Annotated in this window: 11 protein-coding genes and 1 pseudogene; 8 read left to right on the top strand and 4 right to left on the bottom strand. The window is 42.7% G+C overall.

Features of this window, described 5'->3' with window-relative positions:
- Window positions 1-496: 496 nt before the first annotated feature.
- From VB693_RS27195 to VB693_RS27175, 5 genes and pseudogenes are all read left to right on the top strand, one after another.
- Window positions 497-1,826, top strand: a pseudogene (locus VB693_RS27195) (IS4 family transposase).
- Window positions 1,827-2,186: 360 nt separating this feature from the next.
- Complete coding sequence (locus VB693_RS27190; protein ID WP_190696577.1) at window positions 2,187-2,504, top strand: hypothetical protein; 318 nt, start codon at window positions 2,187-2,189, stop codon at window positions 2,502-2,504.
- 192 nt (window positions 2,505-2,696) lie between these two features.
- Window positions 2,697-4,424: a succinate dehydrogenase/fumarate reductase flavoprotein subunit gene (locus VB693_RS27185; RefSeq protein ID WP_323268961.1), complete on the top strand. Its 1,728-nt coding sequence runs from the start codon at window positions 2,697-2,699 to the stop codon at window positions 4,422-4,424.
- Window positions 4,425-4,817: 393 nt separating this feature from the next.
- Window positions 4,818-5,231, top strand: a complete 414-nt coding sequence (locus VB693_RS27180) for a DNA mismatch repair protein (RefSeq protein ID WP_323268960.1) — start codon at window positions 4,818-4,820, stop codon at window positions 5,229-5,231.
- A 74-nt stretch (window positions 5,232-5,305) separates the two neighbouring features.
- Window positions 5,306-6,496 (top strand): toll/interleukin-1 receptor domain-containing protein, encoded by a 1,191-nt coding sequence (locus tag VB693_RS27175; protein ID WP_323268959.1) that lies wholly within the window; start codon window positions 5,306-5,308, stop codon window positions 6,494-6,496.
- 106 nt (window positions 6,497-6,602) lie between these two features.
- On the opposite strand, the gene VB693_RS27170 is transcribed toward VB693_RS27175, so the two are convergent.
- Window positions 6,603-9,074 carry an ATP-dependent Clp protease ATP-binding subunit gene (locus VB693_RS27170; RefSeq protein WP_190696579.1) on the bottom strand — a complete coding sequence of 824 codons (2,472 nt, stop codon included), beginning with the start codon at window positions 9,072-9,074 and terminating at the stop codon, window positions 6,603-6,605.
- Window positions 9,075-9,843: 769 nt separating this feature from the next.
- Here VB693_RS27170 and VB693_RS27165 point away from each other — a divergent pair.
- Window positions 9,844-10,317, top strand: a complete 474-nt coding sequence (locus VB693_RS27165) for a hypothetical protein (protein ID WP_323268958.1) — start codon at window positions 9,844-9,846, stop codon at window positions 10,315-10,317.
- Window positions 10,318-10,591: 274 nt separating this feature from the next.
- Window positions 10,592-17,686, top strand: coding sequence for an ExeM/NucH family extracellular endonuclease (locus tag VB693_RS27160; RefSeq protein WP_323268957.1), 7,095 nt, complete (start codon window positions 10,592-10,594; stop codon window positions 17,684-17,686).
- Window positions 17,687-17,713: 27 nt separating this feature from the next.
- Here the strand turns inward: VB693_RS27160 and VB693_RS27155 are convergent, their stop codons facing one another.
- Window positions 17,714-19,306, bottom strand: coding sequence for a B12-binding domain-containing radical SAM protein (locus VB693_RS27155; protein WP_323268956.1), 1,593 nt, complete (start codon window positions 19,304-19,306; stop codon window positions 17,714-17,716).
- A gap of 337 nt (window positions 19,307-19,643) precedes the next feature.
- Window positions 19,644-20,045 (bottom strand): fasciclin domain-containing protein, encoded by a 402-nt coding sequence (locus VB693_RS27150; protein ID WP_323268955.1) that lies wholly within the window; start codon window positions 20,043-20,045, stop codon window positions 19,644-19,646.
- 266 nt (window positions 20,046-20,311) lie between these two features.
- On the opposite strand from VB693_RS27150, the gene VB693_RS27145 reads away from it, so the two are divergent.
- Window positions 20,312-20,509, top strand: coding sequence for a hypothetical protein (locus VB693_RS27145; protein ID WP_323268954.1), 198 nt, complete (start codon window positions 20,312-20,314; stop codon window positions 20,507-20,509).
- Here the strand turns inward: VB693_RS27145 and VB693_RS27140 are convergent.
- Window positions 20,488-20,793 carry a hypothetical protein gene (locus VB693_RS27140; protein ID WP_323268953.1) on the bottom strand — a complete coding sequence of 102 codons (306 nt, stop codon included), beginning with the start codon at window positions 20,791-20,793 and terminating at the stop codon, window positions 20,488-20,490. The two genes, VB693_RS27145 and VB693_RS27140, sit on opposite strands and share 22 nt — an antisense overlap.
- Between the last annotated feature and the right edge of the window lie 367 nt (window positions 20,794-21,160).

Here is a 21,160-nt window from a genome sequence, read left to right as displayed (position 1 = left end):
TTGTGATCAAGAGTAATTTAGATGCGTTTGCCCTGTAGACTGAGGCATTTTAACATTCTTCTCAAGACAGTATGGATCACCTGTAATACTACATTGTGGGGGTGGTGAATCTACACCTAAAGCTGTACATAAATCCAAGCAAAATGAATCTTTATTAGCTATTTCATTTCCACTAGAACCTTGCCATTTATTCAGAAAGTTAATAACTCTTTGTTTATCTGATTCATTCATATCTTATTGCGCCTGATTGCATGGTAGCGGAAATTGCTCATCTGACTTTTCACATTATGTGGAAAAGCTAACGCGAAACCTAACCCCCTAACCCCCTTCCCTAGTAGCTACGGTGTACACACAAGTCCAAGTAAAGTAATAACAGAAGGAGTTGAGGGAATTAAAAAGCGGTGGAAAATCCAATCAGAATACACGCTCAAGTAGTTAAGGGAAAAGCATTCGGAGACCCGCGACTCTCAAAAAGGGGGCGGCATTGTACGAAGCAATGGGAAAACATCAATCAGTGAGCATTCGGCTTCTAAGTAAAAATAGAGCCGAACAAGTGGGATATTATCGGTTTTTGGAGAATGAGAATGTGACAGTAGGGGAATTAGTGCGAAGCCTATCAGACTACTGCGTATCTCAGGTAGAAGGAAAGCACATATTAGCCATCAGTGATACGAGCGAAATTAACTTGCAGTCTCATGTAGGCAGGTTGAAAACAAAGGGTGTAGGTGTAGTAGGAAACAACACAGATGTAGGATTTTATATTCATCCGACACTAGTATTAGATGCAGAGAATGGATTTCCCCAGGGGATAAGCACAGTAAAACTGTGGACAAGAGATATAAACCATCAAGATAAGCATCAGCGCAACTATCAGCTATTACCAATAGAAAAGAAAGAATCATATAAGTGGCTACGCTCTGCCGAAGAAACGCAAAAATGTTTAACTATTGGTAATGCCAAAATCGTGACTCACATCGCCGACCGCGAAAGCGATATGTATGAGGAATTCGCTACAGTCCCAAATCACGACAATCATGTGCTGGTCAGAGCGCGTATTGACCGTCGCCTAGAGGGAAAGAACTTATCACTTTATACATACTTAAACCAACAGCCGAGCGAGGGGACTTACATAGTAGATGTCCCAGCAGATGCACGCATTGGTAGAACCGCATTCTTAGGCATTATTAATTGTTCGCCGTGCAATGGTGAAAATCCAACGTCCAGATAAATTGAATGGACAAGATTATCCTCCTAGTGTGAGACTTTATGCAGTGGAAGCCGTGGAAGTCAACCCACCACCAGGTCAAGCACCGATTCATTGGCGATTGCTCACCACCCACCAAGTCATTTGTTTAGAACAAGCACTACGGGTGATTCGATAGTACACATGGCGATGGCGAATTGAACAACTTTTTGCCACCCTCAAAACTGCGGGATTAAATCTCGAAGCCACTCAGCTTGAGTCCATTGCTGCCATTCAACGACTGACTGTATTAGCTTTGTCCGTCGCTGTGCGAATTTTACAACTGATTGGTGGACGGGATAACCCTGATTTACCTGCTAGTATTGCTTTTTCGCATGAACAACAGCAATGCTTATCTACTCTTGCTCCTACTTTGGACGGCAAAACTCGACTGCAACAAAATCCCTATCCTCCTCAAACCCTTGCTTGGGCTACTTGGATTATTGCCCGACTTGGTGGTTGGTCTGGTTACAGATCCCAAAAACCTCCAGGTATTACTACTTTGGTTCGCGGACTTGAGCAGTTTGAGTCCACCTTTTTTGGTTGGAAACTCGCTCTGGGTCTACTTGTGTGTACACCGTAGTTCCCTAGTAGGGAAGGGGGAAAAGTTAAAGCCTCTCTCCTACAATAAAAGAGGTTTAGAGAGGGGTTTTCCAGATTCCGTGAAAAATCAGAATTGCTCATGGGTCATTAGTCAGGATATTATTGCCTATGACAAGTTTTACTTGATAATTAGCTGCTGACGTTATTATATTAAGAGTGAATAGTAATTTAAGCTACATAGCTCATGAGAAAATAGCAGTAATACACAAATTACATTGGGTAACAAAAACACTGTATTGTAAAGTGATATTACAAACCTTGGAAAAATATTGAGAAATTGTCTGCCAGCCAAACATGGCTCTAACGTAGAACCTATAGGCTAGACTTGAGGCGAATTATGATGAACAAAAATAATATTCAAAACTATCGGTTTGTTTGCACCTTGACTTTTGGTGATATATACGGTCAAATAATCGTTTGGTTAATCACCATTACTCTTAGCTTGGCATCAGCTTTGGCACTGATGGGTGCAAGACGGCCTGTATATGCTTTAACTACAGTGGGTCTGGTCGTACTGTTGTCCCTACCTTTCTTATTGTTTGCGTTTGTAACTACATTGTTAAATCATATTGAATTAATTTCCGTAGAGCCAGGTGTAAAAACTGAACCTATCCCTGGTAATGTTTCTCAGCAACAACCTGTACAAGCTAGTAGCTGAAGAACGGGGAATGGGGAATGGGGGATAGGGGACAGTGTAAAAACCTGCCCGAATATTGGGACGAAAGCCTCTAAATTTATTTACGGGGATTTCCCCTATTGCCTTTTAATTTTTGAATTTTGAATTTTGAATTTTGAATTGATTTCACCTCTCTACAATGGAACAACAGTGTTTTGCAGCCAGGGGCTAAGTATGTTGGAACATGATGTGATTATTGTTGGGGGTGGATTGGCGGGATGCCGTGCTGCTGTGGAAATTGCCCGCACTGACCCCAGTTTAAATATTGCAGTAGTGGCAAAGACCCATCCTATTCGTTCTCACTCGGTTGCTGCCCAAGGGGGGATGGCAGCAGCATTAAAAAATGTGGATTCTACTGATACTTGGGAAGCCCACGCTTTTGATACTGTCAAGGGTTCTGATTATCTAGCAGACCAAGATGCTGTAGCCATTCTCACCCAAGAAGCACCGGATGTAGTCATTGACTTGGAACACATGGGGGTCTTGTTCTCCCGTCTAAACGATGGTCGCATTGCACAACGGGCTTTCGGCGGACATTCTCACAACCGCACCTGCTACGCCGCCGATAAAACTGGTCACGCAATTTTACATGAATTGGTGAATAATTTGCGGCGTTATGGCGTGCAGATATATGAAGAATGGTACGTCATGCGCCTAATTTTGGAAGACAATGAGGCGAAAGGGTTAGTGATGTACCGCCTGCTAGACGGTCGTGTTGAGGTACTAAGGGCCAAGGCTGTGATGTTTGCCACGGGGGGTTATGGTCGCGTTTATAACACTACCTCCAATGATTACGCTTCTACTGGTGATGGTTTAGCGATGACTGCACTGGCAGGTTTACCCCTGGAAGATATGGAGTTTGTCCAGTTCCATCCCACTGGGTTGTATCCCGTGGGAGTGCTGATTTCAGAAGCGGTACGGGGAGAGGGGGCATATCTGATTAACTCCGCAGGCGATCGCTTTATGGCGAACTATGCACCTAGTCGAATGGAACTAGCCCCCCGTGATATCACCTCACGGGCGATCGCCTACGAAATTCGCGCCGGGCGGGGGATAAATCCTGATGGTAGTGCTGGCGGTGCTTTTGTCTATCTAGATTTGCGACACATGGGTAAGGAAAAAATCATGAGTCGTGTTCCCTTCTGTTGGGAAGAAGCACACCGTCTAGTTGGGGTAGATGCAGTCACGCAACCAATGCCAGTTCGTCCTACTATTCACTATTGTATGGGGGGGATTCCTGTTAATACTGATGGTAGAGTCCGCAGTAGTGGCGATGGTTTCGTTGAAGGTTTCTTCTCAGCTGGCGAGACGGCTTGTGTTTCTGTCCACGGTGCAAATCGCTTGGGTAGTAATTCCCTATTGGAGTGTGTAGTCTATGGTAAACGAACTGGTGCTGCGATCGCGCAATATGTGCAGAAACGCAAGCTACCCACTATAGATGAGCAAAGTTACATCACACAAGCCCAGCAAGAAATCCAATCTTTAATCGCACAGCCGGGACAATACCGTATTAACCAAATTCGCCAAGACTTTCAAGATGCGATGACTGAGTTTTGCGGCGTTTTTCGCACTGAAGAATTAATGTGTCAAGGATGGCAGAAAATTACAGAAATACAACAGAAATATAATCAAATTTATTTAGATGATAAAGGTAGTTGTTGGAATACAGAACTTGTAGAAGCTTTAGAACTGCGAAGCTTAATGATAGTGGGACAGACTATCTTAGCCTCAGCTATCAATCGTCAAGAAAGTCGCGGCGCACACTTCCGGGAAGATTACCCCCAGCGAGACGATACTAATTTTCTCAAACACACAATGGCTTACTATTCACCAGCCGGGATTGATATTCAATATCGCCCAGTTGCAATCACCATGTTTGAGCCACAAGAGAGGAAATATTAACCCGAATTTTCAGGACATTGGGAGAATGTAGGGGAAAGAATTTTAGATTTTGGATTTTGGATTTTGGATTAAATCCCAATCCCTAGTCCCCAATTCCCTACTTGCTTCCACGACACAACTGACTAATCAACTTTACCTCCCCGTACAGTCACAAACTTACTGGGAGACGGTTTTGACGGTTTGTAGTATTCGCGTAGCGTCTCGTAGAGAGGACTTTAGTCCTGATTTTTCTAAGGACTAAAGTCCTTACTACAAACTTGCTTATCCCTCAATTCAAATTTGATGACCTACTAGTGGCTGACAGTGAGAGTGTCAATGATGATGAAATATTCGCTTCTCAGGGAATAATAAATTTAGCTCATCAGCTAGACAAATCTCTGAGGCCTATAAGTTATGTCAGAACTTAATATTAGTGAATCTGTGGCTCATGCTTTAGCTAGATACCGTAACCATTTGGAATTTAATGGATATCATGTTGAAGAAGATGACGACTTACTTTTTTGTCGTCACCCTAGAAAACATAATTTAATGCTTAGATATATTGATGCTAGAGGAGTATTAATCAGAACAATTTATTCCTGTGAAGCAAATATTAAAAGGATACAGATTTTAGAATATATCAATGAATTAAATTCAGAATTTTTATTTATGAAAGCCTATGTTTATGGAGAAGAAAATGATTTATTTTTAGAAACTTTTGCTGAGGGAGAATATGATAGAACAAATTTTTCCATCATGTTAGACAATATTGAATATGATATGGACATACTTATTAATCATAAGCTCACCAAGGATTTTTTGCAATAAATTCATTATTAACAACATGGTGGTAAGTAGCCACCATTTTTATTTTTGTTTGACGTATATATCTTGTAAATTATATGAATGAAATATATCTATCTTATGCCTGGAAAGACGACAGAAGCGAATCTGGTAAGCGGCGAGAAGAGTTGGTGGATAAAATTTGCGCAACACTGCTAGCTCAAAACTATAAGTTAATCCGCGATCGCAATCATTTATCTTTAGGCAAAAGTATACAGAATTTCATGCGAGAAATTGGGTGTGGTAACTATGTAATTGTAGTTATCAGTGACAAATATTTGCAATCAGAATACTGTATGTTTGAAGCTATGGAGATTATGAAATCTAAAAATTATGAACAAAAAATATTTCCGATAATATTAGAAGATGCCGATATTTACAGTAAAGATGGACAATTTAAATATATAAATTACTGGAAGCAACAAGCACAAAAAATAGATGAGATCATCAATGCTGATTTGCAACTCAATGCCGATTCAGCCATGAATAGTGTAGCTGATAAAATTAGAGAAATATCTCACAAAATTGATGATTTTATCCTTTTTTTTGCTGATAAACTCAGCATTGATCCAGCGAAAAATTTCGATTTATTTATTGAGCAGCTTACCTCAGCTATTAAAAATGATGCTGCAAAGATGAGAAATAAAAAGAGCATTTTAGTAGCAGGTACAGGTAACTATCAACTACCTCTAGAAGTGCATCTGACAGCCAAAAAACTCGGTGAAAAAATAGCAGCGTATGATTACAATTTGATTACAGGTGGTTGGCAAGGCGTAGACTATATAGTATCTGAAAGCTTTGCTAATAAACTAGCACAAAAAAATATTCCTCTTTCCCAGAAGCTAACACAAATAGTTTTACATGGAACTCAGCCCATGTTTAGAGGTGGCACTGTACAATATACAGAAACAGGAATTAATGAGTGGCTCAAGTGTTTGCAACAGTCAGATTTAGTCATCCTTCTAGGAGGACTGGGCGGTACTTATGAAACTTATCTATACGCCAAACAAGAAAAAATTCCCGTAATTCCGATTGTGTGTACTAGTGGCGATGCAAAAAGAGTTTTTGATGAAATGTTGCAAGATTGGGATAACCAACTAATGGGTAACATCTCCATAGAAAAGTTTAAGTCACTAAATCAGTATATCAATGATGAATTCACTGCCGAAGATGTAGTTAATGATGTCATAGATATGGCCAATGAAATTATTTTTAGTGAGATGCACTGCAACGTCTCTACCCACCCATAACGTTAACCGAACCGTATTGGGATACTCGCAACAAAGAAAAACGGTAGAGAATAAATTTCTCTACCGTCTGCTAATTTTTATTTGAGAATCAAATCTCAAACTTTAACTAAGACTCAACACCTTGGGGTAACAATTCCCGACGCTGTTGAGAAGTAACTTGGACATTGCCGTTTTCATCAATATCAATTAGGGCGACATCGCCATCCTTGATGCGACCAGAGAGAATTTCTTCAGCCAAGCTATCTTCCAACAGGCGCATAATTGCCCGCCGTAACGGCCTTGCACCGTAGCTGGGACTGTAACCTTCTTCGATGAGTCGGTCTTTGAAGCGATCGCTAACTTCTAAGGTTATACCTTTTTCTGTCAAGCGACCAAATACTTCTTTGAGCATGATGTCCGCAATTTCGGTAACTTCCAGCTTGCTCAATTGACGGAAGACGATAATCTCATCTAGACGGTTGAGGAATTCAGGACGGAAGTATTGCTTCAGTTCTTCGTTCACCAAGGAGCGAATACGGTTGTATTGTGTTTCGGTTTGATCTTCGGAGAACTCGAAGCCGATACCACCACCACCTTTTTCAATTACCTTAGAACCGATGTTGGATGTCAAAATCAGCAAGGTGTTCTTGAAGTCAACGGTGCGTCCTTTAGCATCTGTTAACCGACCGTCTTCTAAAATTTGCAGCAGCATATTAAAGACATCGGGGTGGGCTTTTTCGATTTCGTCGAACAGCACCACCGTATAAGGACGACGGCGTACAGCTTCGGTTAATTGCCCACCTTCGTTATAACCAACATAACCAGGAGGTGAACCAATCAACTTGCTGACTGTGTGGCGTTCCATATATTCGGACATATCCAGGCGGATCATCGCTTCTTCTGAACCGAAGAAGTATGAAGCCAAGGATTTCGCCAATTCGGTTTTACCAACACCAGTCGGCCCGGAGAAGACAAAGCTCGCAATCGGTCGGTTGGGATTTTTCAAACCAACACGAGCGCGACGGATAGCCCGTGAAACTGCTTTCACCGCTTCTTCTTGACCGATGAGTCGCTGATGCAAGGTGTCTTCCATGTGCAGCAACTTCTCGGATTCGGATTCGGTGAGTTTGTTCACCGGTACGCCAGTCCAGGAAGCAACGATGTGGGCGATGTCTTCTTCGGTGACAACGGGTTCTAGTCCGTCACCACCAGCACTGTTGGTTTTGTTTTGGGCGATCGCGCGAATTTCGCCTTTGATTTCCATTTCGCGATCGCGCAGTTCCCCAGCTCTATCAAAGTCTTGGGAACGGACTGCATCATCTTTTTCTTTTAAGATTTGGCGCAGTTCTTTATCTAACTCTTTGGCTGCGGGGGGCAGTTGGGAGTTGATTAACCGCACGCGCGAACCTGCTTCATCAACCAAGTCGATGGCTTTGTCTGGCAGATAGCGATCGCTAATATAACGATCTGATAATTTCGCCGCCGCGACTAAAGCTTCATCGGAGATTTTCAGCTTGTGGTGTTGCTCGTAGCGATCGCGCAAACCATATAAAATTTCTATTGTTTCATCGACGGAAGGCTCACCTACCATGACTGGTTGGAAGCGGCGTTCTAACGCAGCATCCCGTTCAATGTGCTTGCGGTACTCATCGAGGGTTGTCGCACCGATACATTGCAATTCTCCTCTGGCCAAAGCTGGCTTGAGGATATTCGCCGCATCAATCGCCCCTTCGGCTGCACCTGCACCAATGAGGGTGTGTACTTCGTCTATTACGAGAATTACATTACCCGCCTGGCGAATCTCATCCATGATTTTCTTCAGGCGTTCTTCAAATTCCCCCCGGTATTTAGTGCCTGCGACAAGCAAACCGATATCTAAGGTGACAACACGCTTATCTTCTAAGATATCGGGGATATCTTTGTTAGCGATGCGTGATGCCAAACCTTCGGCGATCGCGGTTTTACCCACCCCAGGTTCACCAATCAAAACTGGATTATTTTTTGTCCGGCGACCCAAAATCTGAATTACACGCTCGATTTCCTTGGCGCGTCCCACCACAGGATCGAGTTTGTTATCCGTGGCCATTTGGGTCAGGTTCGAGCCAAATTCATCCAAAGTTGGTGTCTTAGTGCGCCCAGACTGGCCGGTCGCTGAAACCTCGGCGGTTTCTCCCAACATCCGAATGACTTGAGTTCTGACCTTTGATAGATCCACTCCCAGGTTTTCTAGCACCCTGGCTGCTACACCTTCCCCTTCCCGGATCAGGCCCAACAGCAGATGCTCGGTGCCAATGTAGTTATGCCCTAATTGGCGCGCTTCTTCCAGGGATAGTTCCAGAACCCGCTTTGCCCGTGGCGTAAACGGAATTTCCACGGCCACAAAGCCTGAACCCCGGCCTATGATTTTTTCTACCTCAATGCGGGCATCTTTGAGATTGACACCCATCGATTTCAGCACCTTGGCCGCAACTCCTGTGCCTTCCCCAATCAGACCCAGGAGGATCTGCTCAGTTCCAACGAAGTTGTGACCTAAACGGCGGGCCTCTTCTTGGGCCAGCATGATTACCTTAATGGCTTTTTCTGTGAAGCGTTCAAACATGGCATTTTTCCCATCACCTGCGTCGTGCCGGTACGCTGATTTTAGCACAGGCTATTCTTTTGGATGCCTGTATAAAGATAATAAACATCCAAGAACTATCACCCATGTTGATAGGCTAACTGTTATTTTGTTATTTGTTTTTATATGGCTGCTGTACTGAGGAGTTGTACTTTATCAGCATTTCTAGGCTGTGACTATATGCAACAGGCTACATAATTTGAAGGTTTTATTAGGTAGTCACAAATATTTATTGTTAGCACAACTAGGTAGCATTAGTCAATTTTTTTCATAAACATATATATTATTTAAAATAATTTAGCCTTTAACATTAGAAATTTTAATAATTAAATTTGGACAAAATTTAAATTTTTCTCACTAATCTTGAGATGCCATCAAGTGCAACAACATCAATGTTTTAGTGTCTTCCCCACATCAAAGAATAATAATCATTGTTAATTGTGTGGCTGATTAGTTGAAATTCATCAACAACGCAAGCTATGGAGGTTTTGAATGTAAAAATACATAAAGCAGAATAATTACAGAATTACAGATAATTTTGATACAAAACGGATACAAATTACAATCGAATTTATAAAATTTTCCCAATGCAGCATCATGTAATTAGAGACGCGATTAATCACATCTCTACAAAGCAGTTGTCTATACTGATGGGATTAATCCAGTTTGTGGCGGGAGTCAGTTTTCAATACTGTTTGGTTACTGATGTTGGTTCTGGGTAATACTGAATGAATACGATCGCGAGATAAATATGGAATCCGAAAAAGTTCAACCAGAAAAGCCGCTAGATTATAGAGCCTTATTAACTGCTGCCAAGGAAGCGTTAAAACTTGAATACCAGAGATCAGCCGTTTTAATTTCACAACTGCAAGCTATAAAAACTCAGTTAGCGGAAGTTCAGGCTGAAAACAAAATCTTGAGAGAAAGTGTTGATAAAGATGTAATTAAGCATTTTGAGGAGCGCAACCAAGCAGCAGAAGCGCGATCGCTCAAAATAGAAGTGCGTCAAAATTTCCTGGAAGCTAATGGTTGCAAAGATGATGAAAGCTTCGAGACTCTATGGGACAGTATTAAAAATAAGATTCAAATTCAAGGCGGTGAAGTGAGAATTGTTTCTCAAAATGGCACTCCTAAGTTCACCTTAAATGGCAAAGTAATGACCTTAAGCGATTTTGTTCAATCCCTCAAACAAGACCCAATCTCAAGCAAATTTTTCTCGGAGTAAACAACCTACACCGCCTGATAACAGGTTAGTGTAGGCTTCTGGTATTTTAATACTACCAGAACTTTCTTATGCAAAATATTATTTGTAAATAATTAGTTATTTTACCTTTTCCTAGTATTCTCTTAATCTTTATTCAGTAAATTTTTAGTGCCTATTTACACGAATAAAATTACTGGGCATTAATTTTTTGTAGTCAACAAAAATATAAAAAGCTAGTAAGACCTATTCAAGCATAGGCCAACATTTTGCATTGATTTTTTACTGGCGTACAATCATGACAGCTACAATTCTGAACTCTGGGGATATTGCGATCGCTGGTTATAACACTACTAATCCTGATAGCATCAGGTTAGTGGTGCTAGTAGATATTGGTGCTGGTACAACTTTCAACATTACAGATAATGGCTGGCAGTCTAGTGGTAGCTTCAGAACTGGAGAGGGAATTCTTACCTACACTGCACCAACAGATATAGCTGCGGGTACGGTTCTCACGTGGACAAATGGAAACGTAAATAACAATAATTCACCAGGATTTAACTCCAATAGTCCTAGCAATTTTGCCCTCAATGCTAGTGGTGACTCGCTAATTATCTATACAGGGACATTAAACAGTCCAACTTTAATTTATGCACTGAATTCTGGCAACTGGACTAATGCCACTAGCGCGGCCACATCTGCTGAACCCACTGCTGCTAATGGTGGCACATTGGAAACTGGTATAACAACAGTAGCAATAACTACTAATGGCACAAATGGCTACTATAGCGGTTCTACTTCTGGAACTCAGGCAGAACTACTAGCTGCTATCTCCAACCCAGCAAACTGGACAGCTAGTTCCACCATAACTGACATTGCTAATTGGGCATCATCATTTACGCTTTCTCAGCCTTTACCAAATATCCAAATCACCGAGTATATGTACCAAGGTACTAACGGTGAATTTATGGAGTTTACCAACCTTGGTGCTACGGCAGTAGACTTTACTAGTTGGAGTTACGATGATAGTGGTCGAACACTTGGTACGGTTGATTTAAGTGCTTTTGGGATTGTTCAGCCTGGAGAGTCGGTTATCCTCACAGAAGCGACTGAAGAAGCTTTCCGTGCAGCATGGGGATTGTCTGATTCAGTTAAGATAATTGGCGGACTGACAAGGAATCTGGGACGGGCTGATGAAATTAACATATATGATAATAACGGAAATCTGATAGACCGCCTCACCTATGGAGATACAGTCTTTCCGGGGACAATTCGCACTCAGGCAATCAGTGGCTGGACTGATCCAACAAATCTAGATGCTGTCAATATTAATACTGATTGGATATTTTCTACTGAAAATGATGCCCAGAGTTCCTACGCTTCTTCTGGTGGTGATATTGGCAACCCAGGCTTCTATACCATTAACTTTACACCCGTCCCTGGTATAACCATTATTCAATCTGGGGGTAGCACCGATGTAACTGAAGATGGTGCTACAGATAGCTACACAATCGTACTGAAAACACAGCCCACAGCAGATGTTACTATTAGCATCAGTGTTGATAATCAAGTGACAACCAGTTCGCCAACATTGACTTTTACACCCCAGAATTGGAATGTAGCCCAAACTGTAACTGTCACTGCTGTCGATGATGATGTAATTGAGGGTACACACACTGGCGCGATCGCTCACAATGTTAGTAGTAGCGATGCTAATTATAATGGGACTGCGATCGCTAACATCACGGTAAATATTACCGATAACGACGCACCACCCAACACTAACGTCAATATCCAAATCACCGAGTATATGTACACCGGTGCAAATGGAGAGTTTGTAGAATTTACCAACCTTGGCACTACAGCAGTAGACTTTACTGGTTGGAGTTACGACGACAATACTCGCAGCCCTGGGTCGTTCAATCTGAGTGCTTTTGGTATTATCCAGCCGGGAGAATCAGTAATTTTAACAGAAGCCTCAGCAGAAGCATTCCGCACAGATTGGGGATTATCTGACTCAGTGAAAATCATTGGTAACTCTAACCAAGGTTTGGGACGTGAGGATGAGATTAACCTGTACGATAACAATGGAGAGTTGATAGATCGCCTCACCTACAACGATCAAGGATTTGCAGGGACTATTCGTACACAGAACGCCAGTGGTTGGACGGAAGCAGCAAATCTCGATTCTTTCACAATTACTACTGATTGGCAGCTTTCCACAGTTAATGATGCCCAAAATTCTCGCGTATCTATAGGTGGCGATATTGGCAACCCAGGGACTTACATTCCCAATCCTGTCTCCACTGTTGGCGCACCGAGAATTGAAATTAATCCCATCACTACCGATTTCCTCGATGGTCAAAACCTATCAGTTCCCCTACCCAAAATTGGTGCTGGTGCAATTAGTGGTGTAATTAACGATCCTACCGACCCGGCAAAGACACTAGGTATTGATTTTACCCTGAGTGATCCCAACACAGCAATTGGCGACCTGACAGTCACAGTCACCAGCAGTAATCAGACAGTTGTTCCTAATGCCAACCTGACTTTAACTGGTACAGGTGCAGAACGGAATCTGAAAATTGATCCTACTGGTGTGGGTTTAGCAAGTATTACTGTTACTGTTAGTGACGGTACACTCAGTAGTTCCTACATCATTAACTACGCGGCTTCTGCTGGGTCGATAAATCCAACTACCCGCTTCCTGACAGGCACAAGTGACGCTTCCAGTGCGATCGCTATTGATGCTAATTATATGTTCATTGCCGACGACGAAGACCAAACAATTCGGCTGTACGATCGCCATAATTCCGGTTTACCATTAGCCAACTTTAACTTCACCCCATTACTGGGATTATCCGGTTCTAGTGAAGTTGATATCGAAGCATCAACCCGCCTTGGTGACATAATTTACTGGATGGGTTCTCACAGCAACAACAGTAGTGGTAACGACGCACCCAACCGCGAACGGATTTTTGCCACACAGATTTCTGGTACAGGAGTGGATACCACCCTCACCTTTCAAGGATATTACCGTTTCCTCGAAGATGATTTAATTGCTTGGGATAATAACAACGGTCACGGTTTAGGTGCTGGTTATCTGGGACTATTTGCTAGTGCAGCCGATGGCATTTCCCCAGAAATTCGTAGCGGTTTCAATATTGAAGGCTTGACAATTGCACCTAATGGTAATACTGCTTATATTGCCTTCCGTGCGCCCAATCAACCCATACCAGAACGTAATCAAGCGTTAATTATTCCAGTTACTAACTTTACCACCATTCTCAATGTTGCAGGTGGTACATCTGGTTCTGCAAACTTTGGTGCGCCTATCTTTTTAGATTTGGGTGGACGTGGTATCCGTAGTATCGAGCGTAACTCTAGTAACCAATACATCATTATTGCTGGCCCCGCAGGTGGGGCTACAGGAAATGCACCTAATGATTTCCGTCTCTACACTTGGACTGGTAATCCTACTGATGCCCCTGTCTTACATACTGCCGATTTAACAGCGTTGATTGCTAACGGTAGCTTTGAATCCATTGTGGAAGTTCCAGATTCCCTGACTGGCACTACCCAAATTCAACTACTAGTAGATAACGGCGATACCGTATGGTACAACAACAGCACAATTTCCAAAGACTTATCTCAAGACAACTTCCAAAAATTCCGCAGCGAAGTCATTACCCTGGGTTCTCCTGTCGTTACCCTACCCACCGGGGTAATTTCCCTCAATACTCCCTACTCCCAAGACTTTAATAGTCTGATTAATTCGGGTTCGGAAACCTGGACTGATAGCACTACAATCGCTGGTTGGTATACTGCTAGAACCGGAACCGGCACCACAGTTGCCGCCTCAACTGGAAGCAGCACCGCAGGTAATCTCTACAGTTTCGGTTTAGATTCAGACCGCGCTTTAGGTTCTATCGGTTCAGGTAACGCAGCCGCAGGTAATTTCTTCTGGGGTGCAAGATTCTTCAACGACACCGGAGATGTAATTGATCAGCTGTATGTTAGCTATTACGGCGAACAATGGCGCAGTGGTGGTGCTACCTCCAATCCCCAGACTATAGATTTCCAATACCAAATCGCTCCAACTAGTTTAACTGGTGGTAACTGGATTGATGTCAACAATCTGGATTTCACTAGTCTTGTCAACAACGTGGCTGCTGGCGCACTTAATGGTAATTTAAGTACCAACCGCAGTTTAATTTCAGGAACGATTAGCAGTTTATCTCTCAATCCTGGTGAAGAAATATGGTTGCGTTGGGTTGATATTGACCATCCAGGTACAGATCATGGTTTGGGTCTTGATGATTTACAAGTTTCCACTGCACCCCTACCTAGTATCACCTTGATTGAGTCCGGTGGTAGCACCAATGTCACCGAAGGTGGGGCGACGGATAGCTATACCATCGTGCTAAATACCCAGCCAACGGCAGATGTCATAGTTACCATCACCCCCGATTCCCAAACTACAACCAGTGCTACGACCTTTACCTTCACCCCTCTCAACTGGAATATACCCCAACCGGTGACAGTAATTGCAGTTGATGATGATTTAGTGGAAGGTACACACAGCAGTGTTATTAACCATATTGTGACTAGTGGAGATACTAACTACAACGGTCTAAATATTGGTTCAGTCACTGCAACTATTACCGATAATGATGTTTCCCTGACTGTTACCAAAATCCACCAGATTCAAGGTAGCGGTGCAACCTTCAATTCTGACTTCGGTGGGATTCGCACGATTGAGGGCATTGTCGTTGCAGCTTTCTCTGGTAGTTCTGGTTTGAATGGCTTCTTTGTCCAAGAAGAAGATGCAGATGCTGATAATGACCCCACAACTTCCGAAGGTATCTTTGTTTTCGACCCCGCAGGACAGTTTTCTGGTGGCGTTGGTGATAAAGTCCGAGTGACTGGAACTGTGAGCGAATTTACCAGCAGCAGTACCAGTAGCCTCACCCAACTTTCTAACGTCAGCAGCTTGATTAACTTGGGTGCAGACATATTACCTACAGCTACTAACATCCAGTTCCCTGTGACTAGCGTCGCAGATTTGGAACGCTACGAGGGGATGCTGGTAAATGTCAGTGCTACGAGTGGTAATTTAACTGTCACCGAACATTTTCAACTAGGTCGTTTTGGTCAGGTCGTACTGTCAGCAACTGGTGCTAGTGACCAACCTGGTACAGATGCAAGACTAGAACAATATACCCAATTCAATGACCCCAGCGTTGCTGGTTACTCTGCTTATTTACAAGAAATTGCCACACGCCGGATTATCTTAGATGACGGTAGAGGGATTCAAAACCCTGACCCAATTATTTTTGGTCGTGGTGGTGAACCTTTAAGTCCTGCCAATACTCTCAGGGGTGGTGATACGGTTGCTAGTATTACTGGTGTTTTAGACCATCGTTTTGAAGGTTATCGTGTTCAAACCTCCACAGGTGCGGACTTTACACCAGCTAATCCCCGTCCAGAAAATAAACCAGATGTCGGGGGGACGCTGAAAGTTGCCAGCTTTAACGTTCTGAACTACTTCAACGGTAATGGTACTGGTAGCGGCTTTACCAGTCCTGAACAACGGGGTGCAGAAAACCTGACTGAGTTTAACCGTCAGCGTGATAAGACGATCGCTGCTATTTTGGGATTAAATGCCGATGTTGTCGGTCTGATTGAAATTGAGAATGATGGCTACGGTGCTACCAGTGCTATTCAAGATTTAGTCAATGGACTAAATGCTGTGGCGGGTACTGGTACTTATGCCTTAATTGATCCAGGAATGCCCCAACTCGGTACGGATGCGATCGCAGTTGGTTTTATCTATAAACCCGGTAGTGTGACTCCGGTAGGTATAGCAGCTACAGTCCCCGATGGTTTTGGTCAAGGTGCTTTTGATAACAATAACCGTAAACCCCTAGCCCAATCTTTCCTGCAAAACTCCACTGGTGAAGAATTTACTGCTGTAATTAATCACTTCAAATCCAAGGGTTCGAGTTCTGGAAATCCTGGTGATGCTGACGCTGGAGATGGTCAAGGTTTATCTAATGGTACAAGGACTCGTGCATCTGAAGATTTAGCCACATGGTTAGCGACAAATCCCACAGGAACAACTGACACAGATTACCTGATTCTCGGTGATATCAACGCCTACGCCCAGGAAGTCCCAATTAAGGCTTTGGAAAATGCCGGATACAACAACCTTGTACCCAATACTTCCTACTCCTATGTGTTTGATGGTCAATGGGGTTCTTTAGACCATGCTTTAGCTAATGGTTCTTTAACATCCCAAGTAACTGGGGCTGCTAAGTGGCACATTAACGCCGATGAACCCAATGTTTTGGACTACAACACCAACTTTAAATCAGTAGAACAACAAAGTAGTTTATACAGTCCTGATGCTTTCCGTTCTTCAGACCACGACCCAGTAATTGTAGGGCTAAGTCTCAACACTGCACCAGTAGCGGGGAATGATACTGCTGTTACTGATGAAAACATAGCTGTTAATGTTAACGTTCTGGCTAATGACAGTGATGCTAATGGTGATCTTCTGCAACTGAGTCTGTTATCTATTCCCGTTAATGGTATTGCTGTTATCAATGACAATGGCACGCCGAGCAACTTTGCTGATGACTTTATTGCCTACACTCCGAATCTCGGCTACGTTGGCAGTGATAGTTTCACTTACTCTATCAACGATGGTAAAGGTGGCACGGCAACAGCATCGGTGAACGTAACTATCAACGCCAATGGCGACATTATTGGCACTCCTGGTAACGATATTCTCACAGGTACTAACAAGAATGATCTGATCCGGGGTCTGGGTGGCAATGATACTTTACTAGGTGGTAATGGTGATGACACCTTGTTTGGTGGTGACGGAGACGACTATCTAGATGGCGGTAACGGCAATGATACCCTGTATGGTGGTGACGGAGACGATTATCTAAATGGTGGTAACGGCAATGACACCCTGTATGGTGGTGACGGTAATGATACTTTAATAGGTGGTAATGGCGATGATCTACTAGTTGGCGGTAAGGGAAGCGATTTATTCAATGGCGGTAACGGCCGCGATCGCTTCTATTTGAGTGATACTCGTAGTGGAGATTTTGATACCATTACTGACTTTAAAGTTGGGCAGGATACAATCTTGATCTCCAAGTCAGAATTTGGAATCAGCCAAGCTTTGGGTACACTTGATCCTGGTTTATTCCGTCTTGGTAGTAGTGCCGTAGCAGCGAGCGATCGCTTTATCTACGACAATACTACAGGTCAACTTTTCTTTGATGAAGATGGTATTGGCAATACAGCCAAAATTCAGATAGGTTTGTTATCGAATAAAGCGGCACTCACTAATAGTAATGTGACTGTGATTGTATAAGCTTTCAGGACTCAAGCCCCAGTTTTGTCAACAAACTGGGGCTTGAGTTCTTCTTTCTGGCTCTGGTAACACAGGGACGTTAAGTGGATCGTAGCCTAATTGTTGAGTAATCCGTTCCCTAGCTAAAGTACGGTACTCCCAAAAATGTTCCCCCGCCGCGCACAGACCTAAATACATATTGAGAACTTGAGGCTTTTTGAGCAGAATTGTCCAGAGTTGTCGCCAAAACTGCCAGCGAATTTCAGGTCGGCGTAAGCCCTGAAGCCAGATAACCTGAGCCACAATCTGCAATCCCTTCCCTGGGGAAAATTGCATAGTTTGCTTGCGCTCAGGAGGTGAATTAATACTGAGACATTGCTGAAAACAGCGTCTGAGATAGTTACTAGGTTCATATAATGTCCAGAATCCTTCTGCGTACTCCCTCGCAATTTCAGCCAGAGGGCGGGTAGGGATAAAATTCATCAAGGAATTCTGATCTCCCACTTCAGTAACGCCAACACCTTCTACTAGACGCTGCTCTGTTTGCAGACGATTCCATAAAGCAGTGTTGGGCAAAGCTTGGAGGATACCCAACATCGGTTGAGGAATACTGGTTTGTTCTACAAAAGCTTGAATTCGTTCTCCTGCGCCTTGCCGTTCCCCGTCAAAACCGAGGATAAATCCGGCATAGATGAGCATACCTGCCTCATTGATCTTGCGGCAGGCTTCGATGAGTGGATTACGAGTATTTTGCAGTTTTTGTGTTATTTGCAAGCTATCTTGATCAGGGGTTTCAATGCCGAGAAAGACAGCATAAAAGCCTGCTTCCTTCATCAGATGTAGCAGTTCATCATCTTCTGCTAAATTCACAGAAGCTTCAGTGATAAAGGTAAATGGGTAGTTGTGCTGTTTCACCCAAGGAATCAATTCTTTGAGGAAGCGTTTGACGTTACGCTGATTGCCAATAAAGTTGTCATCAACAATGAAGAGTGAGCCTCGCCAACCTAAATCATAAAGAGCTTGTAATTCGGCTATGGTTTGGTGAGGCTCTTTGGTGCGTGATTTACGACCGTAGAGTGTAATAATATCGCAAAACTCGCAATTGAAGGGGCAACCGCGAGAAAATTGGATAGCCATCATTAAGTAGGCATCCCGTTGCAGCAGGTCAAAACGTGGCATCGGGCTTTGAGTGACATCAGGTTTTTCCACGGAACGAAAGATGCCTCGCTCTTTACCATCTTTGAGTGCTTCAAGAAAAAATGGAACTGTCAACTCCCCTTCATCCAAAACCAGATAATGCGCTCCAGAGTTCAGGGCATCTTGAGGGATAGAGGTGGGATAAGGTCCACCGACGGCGACTTTTTTACCTAACCGCACCGCTTTTTGAATCAGGGCATGAAAATCTGGTTTCTGCACGAGCATTGCAGACAGGATAACGATGTCGCACCACTGCCAATCAGCTTCTGTTTCCAGATTGACATTGCGATCGCAAAATCTAATTTCCCAGTCCTGGGGTAAAAGTGCTGCTACTGTAATGATTCCCAGTGGAGGCAAGACGGCTTTTAGTCCGGCAATTTTCATAAAGCGATCGTAAGACCAAAAGGACTGGGGAAATTGAGGGTAAATTAATAGTGCTTTCATGAAATCCTTTGTGTAATTTTAGTTGACTCTCTTAGGAGCAAATACAGTCAAAAAGTACACTTGAATTTGCTTACTAGTGCATCTCTCTTAGTCTTGCCAATATTTTAGAAAATTAGCATTTTGTTATATTATTCAGCCCAGATAAAAATCTAATCGCTTATCACAAAGTCGAACTAATTAAAACAATAAATATCTAAAAATACTGTCTAAGTAAATTATCGTTTGCAATAGATAAATATGTCAATATACCTTAGTAAATATATTTAGATAGTAATAAGGCGATGATTATGTAGAATCACCGCCTCACAAATAGTATTTCCTAGCCTTCCAGGGTTTTCTACGCAGGAATCAACACTGTATCAATTACGTGAATAACACCGTTATCAGCAGCAACATCTGGTGTTGCAACGGTGGCATCATTTATTTTGACACCATTAGAAGCGTCAATTTTTACATCTGAACCCTCTACAGTAGTAGCTGATTTCAGCTTAACTACATCAGCTGCAAGTACCTTACCTGAAACAACATGATAAGTCAGGATTTTCTTGAGCTTGGGAATATCCTTCAGTAAAGCATCTACTGTACCTTTTGGAAGTTTATTAAATGCCTCATCAGTAGGTGCAAAAACTGTGAATGGTCCAGCACCTTTGAGCGTATCAACTAACCCAGCAGCCTTAACCGCAGCAACTAAGGTGTTGAAAGAACCAGCGTTTACAGCAGTATCAACAATATCAGCCATGAATTTTTATTAACTTCATTAAGTTACACGAGCAATGTAAACTTTATTAAAGTTTCTTGTATCTATCTTTAGGTATGGAATTAACTTCTCCCGTTTTCTCGGTTGCTGAATATTTAGAAGCAGGAAGTAAAAGCGAACTCCGTCAACGCTAACGATGACATATATCTATGAGGATATTTTTTAATTTTAGCGATCGCTAAACCTGTGTAATTCATTTTGAGACTGATTCACTGATTCGTTATAATATGGGCAGTTGATTTAAATGAGTGGTGAGCATTGGTAATGATGGCTATTATGCTTTGCGATCGCCTACGGCAGGCGGTTACGCCATCGCCTTTTCCCATCATTTCAATGCGCGATCGCCTAAATCGGCAATATTCAACAGCGAATGCCTATTACCACTACTTGATCGCGCTTATATCCAATCTAGTCAACTCAAAAATCATCTAATAAAATCTATATGAGCAGTGACAAGCATCTGTGCTTGCCTTAAAACGTTCCCAAATAAATATGCAGGAATCTGCCAAGCTGCAACTGTCCTTTCTTGAGTAATATCCTGTACGCTAATTGCAATTAATTCATGCTCTGGTGGTTCTCCTTCAATTGCACCAGACCAAGTAAAAGCTAATAAAAAATCATCGTATCCAGGTAAGGATGCAACCAAGCCCTCTTCTGAGGCTGGCTGGCAATTAATCCCGTATTCATTGGCAAGTGCTACTAATTTCTGGAAATTATTGGAATTCATCATTGATATTTTGCGTTGTATCACACAGCAGTTACTATGAAATTTCCCAAATAGTGAGTGAGAATTTCTGTTTTTGCTTAAAGTTGAATTTTTTTTCCAAAGTTCATCCAGAAATTTTACTGCTAATTTCTAGTGTCATTAGCAATAATTGCTACCGTTCTATAAAAGCTTGAAGGGATAAGTAGAACGACTTGAAAAAACCAAACTATGTTAAGTAATGTAAAAAAATTAAGATTGAGTTCGTAGTAAGGACTTTAGTCCTTTTTTATTCGCGGAGCGTCAGTCTACGACACGCTATGCGTTGGCGTGGCCTCTCGTTGGCGCAGCCTCTTGAAGAGAAGAGAACGCAGAGAGAACTAAAGTTCTTAGG

Source organism: Anabaena sp. UHCC 0399 (assembly GCF_034931465.1).
Lineage (GTDB): Bacteria > Cyanobacteriota > Cyanobacteriia > Cyanobacteriales > Nostocaceae > Trichormus > Trichormus minutissimus.
Note: the sequence above shows the minus strand (reverse complement) of the source record. Positions and strands in the feature narration are given on the sequence as shown.